Below are 14,079 nucleotides of genomic sequence, written 5' to 3'. Positions count from 1 at the left end.
GGGGCGCCACGATGGCCGAAACGCGATCGACCTGCCCGTACTGCGGCGTCGGCTGCGGGGTGCTCATCGAGACGGCGGGCGAGGGCGCGGACTCGCGCGTCGTCGGCCTGCGCGGCGACCCCGACCACCCGGCCAACTTCGGCCGGCTGTGCACCAAGGGCTCGACGCTGCACCTGACGGCCACGCCGCTGGTGAGGCGCGAGCAACGCCTGCTGCGCCCGGCCTGGCGGCCCACGCGCGAGGAAGCGCTGCAGCCGCAGGACTGGGACACGACAACGCGGCGCCTCGCCGATCAGCTGCTGGCCATCCGCGCGCAGCACGGCCCGCAGGCGATCGGCTTCTATGTCTCGGGCCAGCTGCTGACCGAGGACTATCACGCCTTCAACAAGCTGGCGCGCGGGCTGGTCGGCACCAACGACATCGACAGCAACTCGCGCCTGTGCATGAGCTCGGCGGTGGTGGGCTACAAGCAGTCGCTGGGCGCGGATGCACCGCCGACCTGCTACGAGGACCTGGAGCGGACGGACTGCCTGTTCATCGCCGGCGCCAACACCGCGTGGGCGCACCCCATCCTGTTCCGGCGCATCGAGGCGGCGCATGCGGAGCGACCGGACATGAAGGTCATCGTCGTCGATCCGCGCCGCACGGAGACGGCGGAGTTCGCCGACCTGCATCTGGCGCTGCGGCCCGGCAGCGACGTGGCGCTGTTCCACGGCATGCTGCACGCCTGCATCTGGGAAGGGTGGATCGACGCCGCCTTCATCGAGCGGCACACGGCCGGGTTCGCGTCGCTCAAGGCGCTGGTGCGGGGCATGACGCCCAGCGAGTCGGCGCGGCTCACGGGGCTCAAGGAGGACCAGATCCTGCAGGCCGCGCAGTGGTTCGCGCAGTCGCCGTCGACGCTGTCGCTGTACTGCATGGGGCTGAACCAGAGCAGCAGCGGCGCGGCCAAGAACACCTCGCTGATCAACCTGCATCTGGCGACCGGTCAGATCGGGCGCGCGGGCGCGGGGCCGTTCTCGCTGACCGGGCAGCCCAACGCGATGGGCGGGCGCGAGAGTGGCGGCATGGCGACCCTGCTGCCCGGTCATCGCGACCCCGGCAACGCGACGCATCGCGCGGAGGTCGCCGCGCTGTGGGGCGTGGACGCGATGCCCGAGCGGCCCGGCCGCACCGCGGTGGAGATGTTCCAGGCGGCGGCGCGCGGCGAGATCAAGGCGCTGTGGATCGCGTGCACGAATCCGGCGCAGTCGCTGCCGGACCAGGCGCTGGTGCGCGAGGCGCTGCGGCGCTGCGAGCTCGTCATCCTGCAGGAGGCCTTCGCCGGCACGGCGACGGCGGAGTTCGCCGATGTCGTGCTGCCGGCGACGACCTGGGCGGAGAAGGAAGGCACGGTCACCAACAGCGAGCGTCGCATCAGCCGCGTGCGCGCGGTGCTGCCACCCGCCGGCGAATCGCGCGCGGACTGGCGCATCGTGCGCGACGTCGCGCAGCGGATGGAAGCGGTGCTGCGACCGGGGAAGGCGAGCCTCTTCGCGTGGGAGCGGGCCGAGCAGCTGTGGATCGAGCATCGCGAGGCGACGCGCGGCCGGGATCTGGACATCGGTGGGCTCAGCTACGCGTTGATCGAGGAGGCGCCGCGGCAATGGCCCTGGCCCGAGGGCGCGAGCGCGGGCAAGTCGCGGCTCTACGAGGACGGACTGTTCGCGCATGCGGACGGCCGCGCGCGCTTCATCGCCAAGCCCTTCGTGCCGCCGGCGGAGACGCAGGACGCGAAGTACCCGATCGCGCTGAACACCGGCCGCCTGCGCGACCAGTGGCATGGCATGAGCCGCAGCGGCACGGTGGCGCGGCTCTTCGCCGGCGAGCCGGCGCCGGCGCTGTCCATGCATCCGCAGGACATCGCGCGGCGGCGGCTGGAGCCGGGCGCGCTGGTGCGGGTGCAGTCGCGGCGCGGGCCGCTGATCGTGCCGCTGCGGGCGGACGAGCGCGTGGGCCCGCAGCGCGCCTGGCTGCCGATGCACTGGGGCAGCGAGTTCCTGGGCGGACGCGGCCAGCTCGGCGTCAATGCGCTCACGCAGCCGGCCTTCTGTCCGGACGCGCGGCAGCCGGAGCTCAAGTTCGCGGCCATCTCGGTGGAGGCGGTGCGCTTGCCGTGGCGGGTCTTTGGCGCGGCCTGGGTGCGGCCGGGCGAGGGCGCCGCGCTGCGCGCCCAGCTGCGGGTGCTGATGGATCAGGCCGAGTACGCCTGCTGCCTGCCGGGACCGGCGCAGGAGGCGTTCGAAGGCTGGAGCCTGGAGCTCGCGTTCGCCGAGGCTCCCCCCGCGCCGGTGGTGCAGGCGCTGTCGACGGTGCTGCGGCTCAATGGCGTCGGCGTGCTGCGGTATGCCGATGGACGGCGCGGACGCAGCCGCTCGCTGCGGCTGGACGGGGAGGGCGCGCAGGCGCGCCTGGAATCGCTGCTGCGCGTGGGCGAGGGCAGCGAAGGGGCATGGCTCGACGCGCTGTGGCGCGAGCGCTCGCCGGTGATGCCCTTCGGGCGGCGGCTGCTCGCGCCGGACGCGGATCAACCCGGCACGCCCGCGAGTCCGCAGGTCTGCAACTGCTTCAACGTGCGGGAGGACGCCATCTCGGCCTGCCTCCAGCGACAGCCGGCGGGATCGCCGGAAGAGCGCCTCGCGGGCTTGCAGGGCGAGCTGCGCTGCGGCACGCAATGCGGCTCCTGCCTGCCGGCGCTGCGGCGTCTCGTGAACGCGGCGCCCGCCGCGGTGGCGGCGATGACGGTCTCCCAGGAAGTGAAGGAAGCGACATGAACACGATGGATGCCCGCCTTGATGCCCGCCGCGTCGCCGACGCCGAGATCCGCCGGGATGCCCGTCCTGCGGCCAGCTCCGAGGCTGGCCGCGGAAGCCGCGCCATGCGCGATGCGGACGGGGCGCGCGAGCCGGCCCGTCCGAGGGTGGCGCTCGTCGGCGCGGGGCCGGGGGATCCGGAGCTGCTGACGGTCAAGGCGCTGCGGCGCCTGGAGCAGGCGGAGGTGGTGCTGACGGATGACCTCGTCGATGCGCGCGTGCTCGAGTGCCTGCCTCCGACCGCGCGCGTGCTGCGCGTGGGCAAGCGCGGGGGCTGCGTATCGACGGAACAGCGCTTCATCCACGAGCTGATGATTCGCGAGGCGAAGGCGGGGGCGCGCGTGGTGCGGCTGAAGGGCGGAGATCCGTTCGTGTTCGGTCGCGGCGGCGAAGAGGTCGACGCGCTGCGGGAGGCGGGCATCGAGGTCGAGGTGATCAACGGCCTGTCGGCGGGGATCGCCGCGCCGGCGTCGGTCGGCGTGCCGGTCACGGATCGGCGCTGCACGCCGGGCGTGGCCTTCGTGACGGGGCACAACGGCGATGGGGGGATCGCGCCGGACTGGGAGGCGCTGGCGCGCAGCCGATTGACGCTGGTGGTCTACATGGGCCTGACGCGCGCCGCGGCGATCGCCAAGGCTCTGCAGGCGGGCGGACTGGCGGCGGCGACGCCGGCCGTGATCGTGAGCGCGGCGCATACGCAGAGGCAGCGCGAGTGCTTCACGACGCTGGAGGAACTGGCCGGTGCGGTCGCCAGGGAAGGGATGATGAGCCCGGCGCTGCTGGTGATCGGGGAGGTTGTCGCGCTGTCCGCGCGGTGGCGGGAGGAGGTCGCGCTGGACGGGGCGATTGAGGAGGCAAGGGGACTGGCGAAGACGGCCTGAGGCTCTGCGTAGCTTCAACGGCCCTCACCCCAACCCCTCTCCCGCAAGCGGGCGAGGGGCAAAGGAGCCCCTCTCCCATGAAGTGGGAGAGGGGTTGGGGTGAGGGCCGTCGCATGCAGCGAGACCTCGTCAGAACGTCTCCCAATCATCTCCGGGCGCTGACGTCGCGCTCGGTCCAGCAGGCGCCGGAGGTGCCGCCTTGGGCGCCGGTGCCGCGCTCGGCGTGGCGCGTGCGACAGGCTTCGCTGCTGGCGCCTTCGCGGTCGACGGCTTCGCCGCGGTCGCGGGCTTGATGACCGCCTTCTTCGCGGTCGTCGTTGCGGCCTTCTTCGCCGGCGTCGTCGCCATCGGCGCCCTCGCGCCCGAATTCACCGGCATCGCGGCCTTCGCCGCGACTGGCGCCGCGACTGGCGCCACGACTGGCGCCGCGACTGCCGCCACGCCGCCCGCCGACTTGGGCTCGCTCACCTTGAAGTGCCCCACCAGCGCGGCCAGCTTCCGGGCCTGCTCGCTGAGCGACTCCGCCGCCGCGGCCGATTCCTCGACCAGCGCGGCGTTCTGCTGCGTCATCTGATCCAGATGCGCCACCGAGCCGTTCACGTTCCCGATGCCCTGGCTCTGCTCCACCGTGCTGGCGCTGATCTCGCCGATGATGTCCGACACCCGCTGCACGCTCGCGACGATCTCCGTCATCGTCGCGCCGGCGTCGCGCACCAGCTGCGAGCCGGTCTCCACCTTCGCCACGCTGTCGCCGATCAGCGCCTTGATCTCGCGCGCCGCCGTGGCGCTGCGCTGCGCCAGCGACCGCACCTCCGACGCCACCACCGCGAAGCCCTTGCCGTGCTCGCCGGCGCGCGCCGCCTCGACGGCCGCGTTCAACGCCAGGATGTTGGTCTGGAACGCGATCCCGTCGATCGTGCCGATGATGTCGTGGATCTTCTTGGCCGAGTCGTCGATCTGCACCATCGTGCCCACGACCTCCGACACCACCGTGCCGCCGCGCTCCGCCACCTCGGCGGCGCTGCCGGCCAGCTGATTCGCGGTGCGCGCGCTGTCGGCGCTCTGCTGCACCGTGCCCGTGAGCTGCGCCAGCGACGAGGCCGCATGCTGCAGGTTGGACGCGGTCTGCTCGGTCCGCACGCTCAGGTCCTGGTTGCCGCTGGCGATCTCCTGGCTCGCGGTCTGCATGCCGTCGGCGCTGGCCCGCACCTCGCGGATCACCTTGCGCAACGCGCTCTTCATCGCGGCCAGCGCGCGCTGCACGTCCCCGATCTCGTCGGCACGGTACTCGCGGTCGACGTGGAACAGGTCGCCCTCGCCGATGCGCTCGGCCTCCGACACCAGCGACTTCAGCGGGGCGGAGATGGTCCGCACGAAGTACGCCGTGGCCAGCGCCAGCAGTCCCACGATCAGCGACATCACGCCCGCCACGCCCCACACGGTGCGCATGCGCTCGGCGCCGGCCGCCTCGCGCAGCGCGGCGGACTTGCCCTGCTGCAGCGTGACGAAGTCCTGCTGCGCGGCCAGGTACTGGTCGATGGCCGGCACCACCTTCTGCCTGAGCGCCGCATGCGAGCCCTCGACGTCGCCGCCGGACTTCAGCTTGGACGCGTCGTTGCGCGCCGCGATGTAGTCCTTGCGGCGGTCGGCGATCTTGGCCATCGCGGCCTTGTCCTCGTCCGTCTCCGCCAGGGCCTCGAGCTGCTTCTGCACCTCGTTGATGGATTCGGTGGTGCGGGCGATGTCCGCCTTCATCGCGTCGGCCACGGCGTTGTCGTTGGCCGCCAGGCCGGCCTGCACGCGGCTGGCGTTGGCCTCGGTCAAGCCGCGCCAGCGCAGGGCGAGCTCGAAACGCTGCTGCTGCTTTTCCTGTGTCGCCTGGGCGACGACGAGCAGGGCCCGTGTGCGGGAGGCGGCCCCCAGCGACATCACCACCGTCATGGTGGCCATGACGACGACGGGGATCCAGAGTCGCGTGGCGATGGAGAACTTCATCGGAGCCTTGTCTTGTGGCAGGTGTCGCCCCGGGATGGTGCGACCAGACTGCATCTCATCCTAAATCGGCCGTAACCCGCACCGGCTTGAGGATAAACACTGCTAACCTGCCGCCCAGTCCCTCGCAGACCCCTCGAACCATGACATTTCTGGCGATCGACATCGGCAACACCCGGCTCAAGTGGGCGCTCTACGCGGGGCCCCAGCCTGGCAGCGCGATGCTGGCGCACGGCGCGCAGTTCCTCGAGAACGTCGAGAAGCTGGCCGAGACGGATTGGGCCCAGCTGCCGGTACCCGGCACCATGCTGGGCTGCAACGTGGCCGGCGACGGGATGCGTCACCGGGTCGAGGAGCAGATGGAGCTCTGGGACCTGGAGACCCGCTGGGTCGCGTCGACGACGCAGGCCGGCGGCGTCACCAACGGCTACGACCATCCCGGTCGCCTGGGCGCGGACCGCTTCGTCGCGCTGATCGGCGCGCGGCATCACGTGCTGTCGCGGCTGCGCGGCCATTCGCCCCGGCCGGCGCTGGTGGTGATGGTGGGCACGGCGGTGACGGTGGATGCGCTGGACGCCGACGGACGCTTCCTCGGCGGGCTGATCCTGCCGGGGCACGGGATCATGCTGCGCTCGCTGGAAGGCGGCACCGCGGGCCTGCGCGTGCCCACGGGCGAGGTGCGGGAGTTCCCGACCAACACCTCGGACGCGCTCACCAGCGGCGGCAACTACGCCATCACCGGCGCGATCGAGCGCATGCATCGCCACATCGTCAAGCGCTGCGGCCAGGAGCCGGTCACGCTGATGACCGGCGGCGCGGGCTGGAAGGTCTCGCCCGCGCTGGACATCCCGCACGAGCTGGTGGACTCGCTGATCTTCGACGGCCTGCTCGCGCTGCAGGCGCACCGTCTGGCGCTCTGAGCGCCGCGGGCCGGCGGCGGCGGGCGCATCGTCCGCCCTCGACATCGGACCCGTGGCGCGTGCCGAATGCGGGGTCAGGTCGGCGTCGACGGCCGCGCCACGTGCTTGGTGCCGAAGTCGATCGGCACCGAGGTGTGCTGATGCACGACGCGCCACTGCGGGCCGTTCTTGCGCAGCAGCACGGTGAGGCGGTTCTCGATCGAGCGGAGTGGCTTGCCCGACGGGTCGATGGCGGCGAACTCCCAGGTCGCCGAGCCGCCCGCCACCTGGGTGTCGACCCAGCTCACGACCTCGCTCGCGGTCACCCGGACGCGCTCGTCACCCAGACCCCCGAACCACGCCGCCGCCATCTGGCGCCAGGGATCGGCGCCGCGGTGCTCCCAGGTGCTCCAGCTGTCGAAGACCTGCAGATCGTCGGCGTAGAGCGCCATGAAGCGCTCCAGGTCGCGATCGTGGACGGCCGCGGCGTAGTCGCGCAGGAAGGCGTGGACGGGATCGAGGGACATGACGGGCTCCTGGTGTGGACGAGGTCGTGCAGGACGACGATCGAGCGTGGCTCGGATCGACACGCTCCCGAATCGGGCGGTCTGCCGGGGACGATGTCATCCCGCCGAGGCGGTTCTACCGCTGATACTCGCCCCGTATGCGATCGCTGCTCGTCGTCCTCTTCGTCGCCTGGGCGTCCTACATGCCCAGCGACGTGCGCTCACCGAAGATCCTGCCCTCGGTGGTCTATCCCTTGATCTTCGCGCTGTCGCTGATCGCCCTGGTGATGTGGCTCTATCTCTGGAGCCGGCAACGCGAACCCGACGGACACCGCGACACGACGAATTGGGACATCGACTTCAGCGACAGCCACGGCGGGCATTGAGCGTCGGCGTCCGCCGTACGCGGCAGTCGTCCTCGTGAAGGATTGCCCGCGGGCGCCGGGTCGGCGTCCGGTCGGGGCGAGATCCCTGTCCATACTCCTCGCCGCGCCCTTCGGCGCATGCAGTTCACAGGAGAGGACAGACATGAACCACAAGATCCAGGCGCTTGGCGCCCTGCTGGCCGCCGTCGTTGCCGTCATGGCCGCGCCTGCCCAGGCGCAAGACGCCGCCGCGGTGCCCACGCTCAGGCCCACGCCCGGCAAGGCCGCCTGCGTCGTCGTGCCGACGACGGTCGCCGACAAGGCGCTGCGTGCCGAGCTCTGCGTCACCGGCGGCAGCTTCTCGCACGACGTCTACCAGCTGAAGCTCGACGGTGCCCTGGTGCTCAAGGGCATCGACGACGAGACCACCAAAGGCTTGCGAGGCACCCGTGACGGCAAGGCCGTGACGCTGGTCTGCGCGCCGCAGAACATCCCGCCCAAGGCCAGCGCGGAAGATATCCAGCGCATCGTCCCGGGCTACCCGGCCGACAAGACCAAGGAACTGGTCGAACTGATGTCCTCGGGCTTCAGCAGCGTCGAGCTGGGCCGCCAATGCAAGGCCAGCCTCGACGAGGCCCCCGTCCTGACGGTGCAGGTGCTGTTCGAGTAAGGGCGCCGTCGCGGCGCCAAAAGCGGGAAGGGCGCCTCACGGCGCCCTTCGTCCCTTTCGGGCCCCCGGCGTGGGGGCGTCGAACCACCGGACATCAGAGGATGAAGCGGCTCAGGTCCTCGTTCTGCGCCAGCGCGCCGAGCTTGTCGTCGACCTGCGCGCCGTCGATGGTGACCGTCTTCCCGGCGTGCTTGTGCGCGTCGAAGCTCAGGTCGTCGAGCAGCCGCTCCAGCACCGTCGCCAGGCGCCGCGCGCCGATGTTCTCGGTGCGCTCGTTGACCTCGTAGGCGATCTGCGCCAGGCGGCGGATGCCGTCCTGGCTCAGCTCCAGCGTCAGCCCTTCCGTCGCCAGCAGGGCCTGGTACTGCTTGACCAGGCTGGCGTGCGTGCTCGACAGGATGGCCTCGAAGTCCTCCACCGACAGCGACTTCAGCTCCACCCGGATCGGGAAGCGGCCCTGCAGCTCGGGGATCAGGTCGCTGGGCTTGCTCAGGTGGAAGGCGCCCGACGCGATGAACAGGATGTGATCGGTCTTCACCATCCCGTACTTGGTATTGACCGTCGTGCCCTCGACCAAGGGGAGCAGATCCCGCTGCACGCCCTGGCGCGACACGTCCGCGCCGCCCGAGTGCTCGCTGCGCGTCGCGACCTTGTCGATCTCGTCGATGAAGACGATGCCGTTGTCCTGCGCATGCGCCAGCGCCGCGGCCTTGAGCTCGTCCTCGTTGACCAGCTTGGCGGCCTCTTCCTCGACCAGCAGCTTCATCGCCTCGCCGATCTTGACCTTGCGTGCCTTCTTGCGGTCCTGGCCCATCTGCGAGAACAGCCCCTTGAGCTGCTCCGCCATCTCTTCCATGCCCTGCGGCCCGACGATCTCCATCGAGGGCTTGGCCTCGGCCAGCTCGATCTCGATCTCCTTGTCGTCCATCGATCCTTCGCGCAGGCGCTTGCGCATGACCTGCCGCGCGGTGTTCTCGCCGCTGGGCTCGGCCGAGGCCGGCGCCGCGAAACCGGTGGAGCGGGGCGGCGGCACCAGCACGTCCAGGATGCGCTCCTCGGCGGCGTCCTCGGCGCGGGTGCGCTGCAGGCGCATCTGGCGCTCGCGCTCTTGCTTGACCGCGATGTCCACCAGGTCGCGCACGATGCTGTCCACGTCCTTGCCGACGTAGCCGACCTCGGTGAACTTCGTCGCCTCGACCTTGATGAAGGGGGCGTCGGCCAGTTTGGCCAGGCGGCGCGCGATCTCGGTCTTGCCCACGCCGGTCGGGCCGATCATGAGGATGTTCTTCGGGGTGATCTCGCCGCGCAGCTTCTCGTCCACCTGCTGGCGGCGCCAGCGATTGCGCAGCGCGATCGCGACCGCGCGCTTGGCGTCGGCCTGGCCGACGATGTGACGGTCGAGCTCGGAAACGATCTCCTGCGGGGTCATGCTGCTGCTCATTCCAGAACCTCGATCGTGTGATTGCCGTTGGTGTAGATGCAGATCTCGCCGGCGATCACCAGCGACTGCTTGACGATGTCCACCGCGCTCAGCTCGCTGTGGTTGAGCAGCGCCTTGGCCGCCGCCTGCGCGTACGCGCCGCCGCTGCCGATGGCGACGATGCCCTGCTCGGGCTCCAGCACGTCGCCGTTGCCGGTGATGATCAGCGAGGCCGTGCGATCGGCCACCGCCAGCATCGCCTCCAGCCGCCGCAGCACGCGGTCGGTGCGCCAGTCCCGCGTCAGGTCCACCGCCGCGCGCACCAGGTTGCCCTGGTGCTTCTCGAGCTTGGCCTCGAAGCGCTCGAACAGCGTGAACGCGTCCGCCGTCGCGCCGGCGAAGCCCGCCAGCACCTGGTTCTTGTGGAGCTTGCGCACCTTGCGCGCGGTCGACTTGACGACGATGGAGCCCAGCGTCACCTGGCCGTCGCCGCCGATCGCGACCTGGTTGCCGCGCCGCACGCTGACGATGGTGGTGCCGTGATAGGGCGGGAGCGGGGAGGAATGGTCTTGGGACATGTCGGAATTCCTGAGGGTCGGAGACGCTTGGCCCCGGGGGCGGTCAAGGTCGCGAACAGCACACGTGGGATCCGTGGGCCGAATCACAAGGTGAGAAAAAAGCTGTCGCGCCGCGTGTGCGAATGCCGATGATGGGCCATCGGAAAGCACGACGGGGCCAGAGGCCCCGTCGCTGCGAAGGTCGTGAGGACGTCCGTCAGACGTGCCGCACCTTGACCTTGGCGTGTTCGTTGATGCCCATGGCGCCGAAGAACAGCGCCACCAGCCGATGCGCGTCGGTGAAGACGACGGCGCGGTTCTCGCTGCGCCGTGCCAGCACCCAGTTCAGCAGGTCGCCGGCGGCCATGAAGTCCAGGCGGATCAGCTTGGGGCAGGCGATGGTCACCAGCGACGCGCCACCCAGCTGGTCGGTCATGAGCTGCAGGGTCTCGCTGATGTCGCCGCTCAGCTGGCCGGAGAGTTCCATCAGCGCCGCGGTGTTCATCGCGTCGGTCATCGTCGACTCGAGGAAGGCGATGCCGGTGTCCAGTCCCGCGGGCTGCACCGTCGATTGCGGCGAGCTGGTCGACAGCGCGTTGCCGCTGATGCGCAGATGGACCTGCGCCTTCTCCCAGCTGGGCGGGGAGACCTCGTAGGTCACGCAGTAGTCGATCGCGACCTCGTCGAACTGGTCCGGGCGGTTGGCCAGGCGCAGCGCCTCCAGGCGCAGCATCCAGACGATGGGGTCCGCGTCGCGGTTGCCGACCGGGGCCTGGTCCTTCAGGACCTGGAAGAAGTGGTCGCCCGACAGCCAGCGCAGGTCCAGCGTCTGCTGGGCCCAGAGCCGGAACAGCTCGCGCAGGCGCGCGCAGGCCTCGGTGTCGATCTGCTTGAGAGAGGAGAGAGGACCAGTCCAGCACCCAGGGCATGGGCAGGTTCTCGCAGCGCGTGCGCATCTGCGTGACCGCCTCGACGTCCAGGTACTCCGGGCTGGTCCAGGACACGCTGCTCGCGCGGCCGCGCGGGGCGCGCTCCTGCTGCACGGCCTCGGCCACGAGCTTGGGCAGCGAGAACCACTGCGGGGAGGACAGGCTGAACTGCTGGGCGTAGTCGTTGGCCAGGTGCTCGAACTTGCCCTGCTGGCCGGTGGCCCGGTACAGGTCGAACAGCACCAGCCAGGTCTCGGGATGGTCGTGACGCGGGCCGTGGGCGCCGGTCAGGTCGGACAGGCTGCGCTCGCAGTGCTCGTAGTCGCCGTTGGCGAAGGCGATGACCGCCTCGTCCAGCTCGGCGTCGTGCACGACCTCGCTGACCTCGACCTGCGGATCCGCGACGCGGAAGCTCAGGGTCGGGATCTCCTGCTTGAGCTGCGGGATCGGGGCCGCCGCCGAGGACGACAGGGGGGCCATGCCGCCTCCCATCGAGGCCGCGGCGGGCGGCGGGGCCAGGTCCAGCCGCTCCATCTCGTCCGGGGGCGCGAAATCGGAGACGCGCGCCACGATCTGGTCGGCGGGCTGCGTCATGGCGAAGTTCACCGGACGCGTGCTGGTCTCGAAGAAGCCGGGCGGGTGCTGGCCCTGCACCTGCGTGGGGGCGAAGGACTCGCCCACCATCTGCTGCTCGATCTGGTCGATCTTGGCCTTGACGCTGGCTTCGTCGCGGCGGGCGCCCTGGATCTCGCTGATGCGGCCCAGTTCATCGATGCCCGAGGTGGCATGGCCGCCCAGCGCCGCCAGCTGCTCGGGCGTCAGGCCCTCGCGCCGGATCTTGCGCAGCATGTCGAGCTCGCGCTTGCGCACGAAGTCGTTGCGGCGCTTGCGCTCGACCATCGCCCGCAACTCGGCCTTGGCCGCGTCCGCTTCCGGATCGTCCTGGCGGGAGTTGATCTCCGCCCAGTCGGTCGTCGGATTGGCGACGAAGCGCGCCACCTTGCGGAAGAAGCTCTCGCCGTCCTTGCTGTTGAGGTCTTTGGGGTCGGACATGCTCGCTCGGGCCGTCGGCTCAGTCGCCGAACATCTTCTGCTTGAGCTCGCGACGCTGCTGGGCTTCCAGCGACAGCGTGGCGGTCGGGCGGGCGATCAGTCGGCCCAGGCCGATGGGCTCGCCGGTCTCGTCGCAGTAGCCGTACTCGCCGCTGTCCAGACGCTGCAGGGACTGCATGATCTTCTTGAGCAGCTTGCGCTCGCGGTCGCGGGTGCGCAGTTCCAGCGCGTGCTCTTCCTCGATCGTGGCGCGGTCGGCCGGATCGGGGACGATGGAGGTGTCCTCGCGCAGGTGCTCGGTGGTTTCGCCCGCGTTGGACAGGATGTCCTCCTTCAGCTGCGTCAGCTTGGCGCGGAAGAAGTCCACCTGCTTGTCGTTCATGTACTCGCTGTCCGGCATCGCCAGGACTTCGGCGTCGGTCAGTTCGGCGCCAGGCTTGGACTTCCAGGCGGAGGAGAGTTTGGGATCAGGCTTCACGGCGGGTCGGCTGTTCGGGTTCGAGGTTGAAGTCGGAGTCGCGGGCCGGACGGGCGTGTCCAGCAGCGAGACCGTGCTGTCCGGCGCGTCGGTCGCCTCGGACTTGGCCGCGGAGGACGCGGCCTTCGCGGGCTTGGAGCTGGCCTTGGGCGCTGCGGTCTTGGAAGCCGGTGTCTTGCTCACGTTCGCTCTCCTAGCGGCTCTTTATACCTGCTCGGGATGAGGGGCCGGAGCCTCCCACCGATGCGCAAGGGCCTGGTTCGGGCGCGGCGGATTGTAGCCACCTCCGCCGCCGCCCGAGATCGTCGCCGAGTGTGGCACTAAGCCAGGCACCCTTCCAGTCCCTGCAACAGGATGTCCTTGGGCAGATCAATGCCGATGAACACCATCTTGCTGACCTTCTTCTCCCCCGGCATCCATTTCGGTCCGAGATCCGATCCCATCAGCTGATGGACGCCCTGGAAGATCACCTTCTTGTCGGTGCCGTTCATGTTCAGCACGCCCTTGTAGCGCAGCATCTTGGGGCCGTACACCTGCACGATCGCGCCCAGGAAGTCCTCCAGCTTGGCCGGATTGAACGGGCGCTCCGAGCGGAAGACGAAGGACTTCACGTCGTCGTCGTGATGGTGGTGGTGCGGGTGGTTGCAGGCCTCGCCGGGCGCGTGGTCGTGGCCCTCGTGACCATGGTCGTGATCGTGGCCATGGTGACCATGGTCATGCGCGTGATCGTGATCGTCGGCGGACAGGAAGTCCGGATCGATCTCCAGCTTGGCGTTCAGGTTGAAGCCGCGCAGGTCGAAGACGTCCTTGATCGGCACTTCGCCGAAATGCACCCGCTGCTGCGGGGCGCGCGGGTTCATGTGCTTGAGGCGGTGCGACAGCGCCTCCACCGCCTGGTCGTCCACCAGGTCGGTCTTGCTCAGGAAGATCTGATCGGCGAAGCCGACCTGGCGGCGCGCTTCCTGGCGCGTGTCCAGCTGCTCGTTGGCGTGCTTGGCGTCGACCAGCGTCAGGATCGAGTCCAGCAGGAAGGTTTCCGCGATCTCGTCGTCCATGAAGAAGGTCTGCGCGACCGGACCGGGATCGGCCAGGCCGGTGGTCTCGATGACGACGCGCTCGAAGTCCAGCTCGCCCTTGCGGCGGCGGCTGGCCAGGTCGGCCAGCGTGGTGCGCAGGTCCTCGCGGATGGTGCAGCAGACGCAGCCGTTGCTCAGCTGGATGATCTGTTCCTGCGTCTCGCTGACCAGGATGTCGTTGTCGATGTTCTCCTCGCCGAACTCGTTCTCGATGACGGCGATCTTCTGGCCGTGGGTCTCGGTCAGCACGCGCTTGAGCAGCGTCGTCTTGCCCGAGCCGAGGAAGCCCGTGAGGATGGTGGCGGGGATGAGCCCGGGAGTCGTGGTGGATTCAGCGGTCGACATGATGTACAGCCAGTGAGAGAGGAGCTTCGGACAATGCCCGGGCCTCGGCATCTGAG

Annotated in this window: 14 protein-coding genes; 7 read left to right on the top strand and 7 right to left on the bottom strand. The window is 70.0% G+C overall.

All coding sequences use genetic code 11. The annotated features are described in order from the left end of the window. The first annotated feature begins 11 nt into the window (after window positions 1–11). Both MCHT01_RS24145 and cobA read left to right on the top strand, forming a co-directional pair. Complete coding sequence (locus MCHT01_RS24145) at window positions 12–2,813, top strand: nitrate reductase (protein WP_067069896.1); 2,802 nt, start codon at window positions 12–14, stop codon at window positions 2,811–2,813. Further along, window positions 2,810–3,733 carry a uroporphyrinogen-III C-methyltransferase gene (gene cobA, locus MCHT01_RS24140; protein WP_369688635.1) on the top strand — a complete coding sequence of 308 codons (924 nt, stop codon included), beginning with the start codon at window positions 2,810–2,812 and terminating at the stop codon, window positions 3,731–3,733. The genes MCHT01_RS24145 and cobA overlap by 4 nt, the downstream gene beginning before the upstream one ends. Window positions 3,734–3,862: 129 nt before the next feature. On the opposite strand, the gene MCHT01_RS24135 is transcribed toward cobA, so the two are convergent. Continuing rightward, window positions 3,863–5,728, bottom strand: coding sequence for a methyl-accepting chemotaxis protein (locus MCHT01_RS24135; protein ID WP_084453305.1), 1,866 nt, complete (start codon window positions 5,726–5,728; stop codon window positions 3,863–3,865). A 140-nt stretch (window positions 5,729–5,868) separates the two neighbouring features. On the opposite strand from MCHT01_RS24135, the gene MCHT01_RS24130 reads away from it, so the two are divergent. Then, window positions 5,869–6,645, top strand: coding sequence for a type III pantothenate kinase (locus MCHT01_RS24130; RefSeq protein WP_067069893.1), 777 nt, complete (start codon window positions 5,869–5,871; stop codon window positions 6,643–6,645). A gap of 74 nt (window positions 6,646–6,719) precedes the next feature. Here MCHT01_RS24130 and MCHT01_RS24125 read toward each other — a convergent pair whose 3' ends face one another. Further along, window positions 6,720–7,151 carry a YybH family protein gene (locus MCHT01_RS24125; RefSeq protein WP_067069890.1) on the bottom strand — a complete coding sequence of 144 codons (432 nt, stop codon included), beginning with the start codon at window positions 7,149–7,151 and terminating at the stop codon, window positions 6,720–6,722. Window positions 7,152–7,288: 137 nt separating this feature from the next. Between MCHT01_RS24125 and MCHT01_RS24120 the strand changes: the two genes are divergently transcribed. Next, a complete protein-coding gene (locus MCHT01_RS24120; protein WP_067069887.1) occupies window positions 7,289–7,516 on the top strand; it encodes a hypothetical protein in 228 nt (75 codons plus the stop codon). 142 nt (window positions 7,517–7,658) lie between these two features. Then, window positions 7,659–8,165, top strand: a complete 507-nt coding sequence (locus MCHT01_RS24115; RefSeq protein WP_067069884.1) for a hypothetical protein — start codon at window positions 7,659–7,661, stop codon at window positions 8,163–8,165. Between the two features lie 94 nt (window positions 8,166–8,259). Here MCHT01_RS24115 and hslU read toward each other — a convergent pair whose 3' ends face one another. The 3 genes from hslU to MCHT01_RS27640 form a co-directional block, all read right to left on the bottom strand. Continuing rightward, a complete protein-coding gene (hslU, locus tag MCHT01_RS24110; protein WP_067069881.1) occupies window positions 8,260–9,606 on the bottom strand; it encodes an ATP-dependent protease ATPase subunit HslU in 1,347 nt (448 codons plus the stop codon). Further along, the gene (gene hslV / locus MCHT01_RS24105) at window positions 9,603–10,163 is read right to left on the bottom strand and encodes an ATP-dependent protease subunit HslV (RefSeq protein WP_067069878.1); all 561 of its coding nucleotides are present in this window, start codon (window positions 10,161–10,163) and stop codon (window positions 9,603–9,605) included. The genes hslU and hslV overlap by 4 nt, the downstream gene beginning before the upstream one ends. Window positions 10,164–10,359: 196 nt before the next feature. Then, window positions 10,360–10,875 carry a hypothetical protein gene (locus MCHT01_RS27640; protein WP_245643617.1) on the bottom strand — a complete coding sequence of 172 codons (516 nt, stop codon included), beginning with the start codon at window positions 10,873–10,875 and terminating at the stop codon, window positions 10,360–10,362. A 194-nt stretch (window positions 10,876–11,069) separates the two neighbouring features. Here MCHT01_RS27640 and MCHT01_RS27635 point away from each other — a divergent pair, with 194 nt between their 5' ends. After that, on the top strand, window positions 11,070–11,252 hold the full coding sequence (locus MCHT01_RS27635) for a hypothetical protein (protein ID WP_245643616.1): 183 nt from the start codon (window positions 11,070–11,072) through the stop codon (window positions 11,250–11,252). A gap of 11 nt (window positions 11,253–11,263) precedes the next feature. Further along, window positions 11,264–12,169, top strand: a complete 906-nt coding sequence (locus MCHT01_RS27630; RefSeq protein ID WP_245643614.1) for a hypothetical protein — start codon at window positions 11,264–11,266, stop codon at window positions 12,167–12,169. Here MCHT01_RS27630 and dksA read toward each other — a convergent pair. Both dksA and MCHT01_RS24090 read right to left on the bottom strand, forming a co-directional pair. Continuing rightward, window positions 12,144–12,785, bottom strand: coding sequence for an RNA polymerase-binding protein DksA (gene dksA, locus MCHT01_RS24095; protein WP_084453304.1), 642 nt, complete (start codon window positions 12,783–12,785; stop codon window positions 12,144–12,146). The genes MCHT01_RS27630 and dksA overlap by 26 nt on opposite strands. Window positions 12,786–12,922: 137 nt before the next feature. Further along, the gene (locus MCHT01_RS24090; RefSeq protein ID WP_067069875.1) at window positions 12,923–14,023 is read right to left on the bottom strand and encodes a CobW family GTP-binding protein; all 1,101 of its coding nucleotides are present in this window, start codon (window positions 14,021–14,023) and stop codon (window positions 12,923–12,925) included. Window positions 14,024–14,079 lie beyond the last annotated feature (56 nt).

Origin of the sequence: Mitsuaria chitosanitabida ATCC BAA-476 = NBRC 102408, assembly GCF_001598255.1 — a bacterium.
GTDB lineage: Bacteria > Pseudomonadota > Gammaproteobacteria > Burkholderiales > Burkholderiaceae_C > Roseateles > Roseateles chitosanitabidus.
Note: the sequence above shows the minus strand (reverse complement) of the source record. Positions and strands in the feature narration are given on the sequence as shown.

What these genes read in the sequence shown, in the direction of transcription:
- MCHT01_RS24145 (WP_067069896.1), top strand. Translation starts at nt 12, where the DNA reads ATGGCCGAAACGCGATCGACCTGCCCGTACTGCGGCGTCGGCTGCGGG.
- cobA (WP_369688635.1), top strand. Translation starts at nt 2,810, where the DNA reads ATGAACACGATGGATGCCCGCCTTGATGCCCGCCGCGTCGCCGACGCC.
- MCHT01_RS24135 (WP_084453305.1), bottom strand. Translation starts at nt 5,728, where the DNA reads ATGAAGTTCTCCATCGCCACGCGACTCTGGATCCCCGTCGTCGTCATG.
- MCHT01_RS24130 (WP_067069893.1), top strand. Translation starts at nt 5,869, where the DNA reads ATGACATTTCTGGCGATCGACATCGGCAACACCCGGCTCAAGTGGGCG.
- MCHT01_RS24125 (WP_067069890.1), bottom strand. Translation starts at nt 7,151, where the DNA reads ATGTCCCTCGATCCCGTCCACGCCTTCCTGCGCGACTACGCCGCGGCC.
- MCHT01_RS24120 (WP_067069887.1), top strand. Translation starts at nt 7,289, where the DNA reads ATGCGATCGCTGCTCGTCGTCCTCTTCGTCGCCTGGGCGTCCTACATG.
- MCHT01_RS24115 (WP_067069884.1), top strand. Translation starts at nt 7,659, where the DNA reads ATGAACCACAAGATCCAGGCGCTTGGCGCCCTGCTGGCCGCCGTCGTT.
- hslU (WP_067069881.1), bottom strand. Translation starts at nt 9,606, where the DNA reads ATGAGCAGCAGCATGACCCCGCAGGAGATCGTTTCCGAGCTCGACCGT.
- hslV (WP_067069878.1), bottom strand. Translation starts at nt 10,163, where the DNA reads ATGTCCCAAGACCATTCCTCCCCGCTCCCGCCCTATCACGGCACCACC.
- MCHT01_RS27640 (WP_245643617.1), bottom strand. Translation starts at nt 10,875, where the DNA reads ATGCTGCGCCTGGAGGCGCTGCGCCTGGCCAACCGCCCGGACCAGTTC.
- MCHT01_RS27635 (WP_245643616.1), top strand. Translation starts at nt 11,070, where the DNA reads ATGGGCAGGTTCTCGCAGCGCGTGCGCATCTGCGTGACCGCCTCGACG.
- MCHT01_RS24090 (WP_067069875.1), bottom strand. Translation starts at nt 14,023, where the DNA reads ATGTCGACCGCTGAATCCACCACGACTCCCGGGCTCATCCCCGCCACC.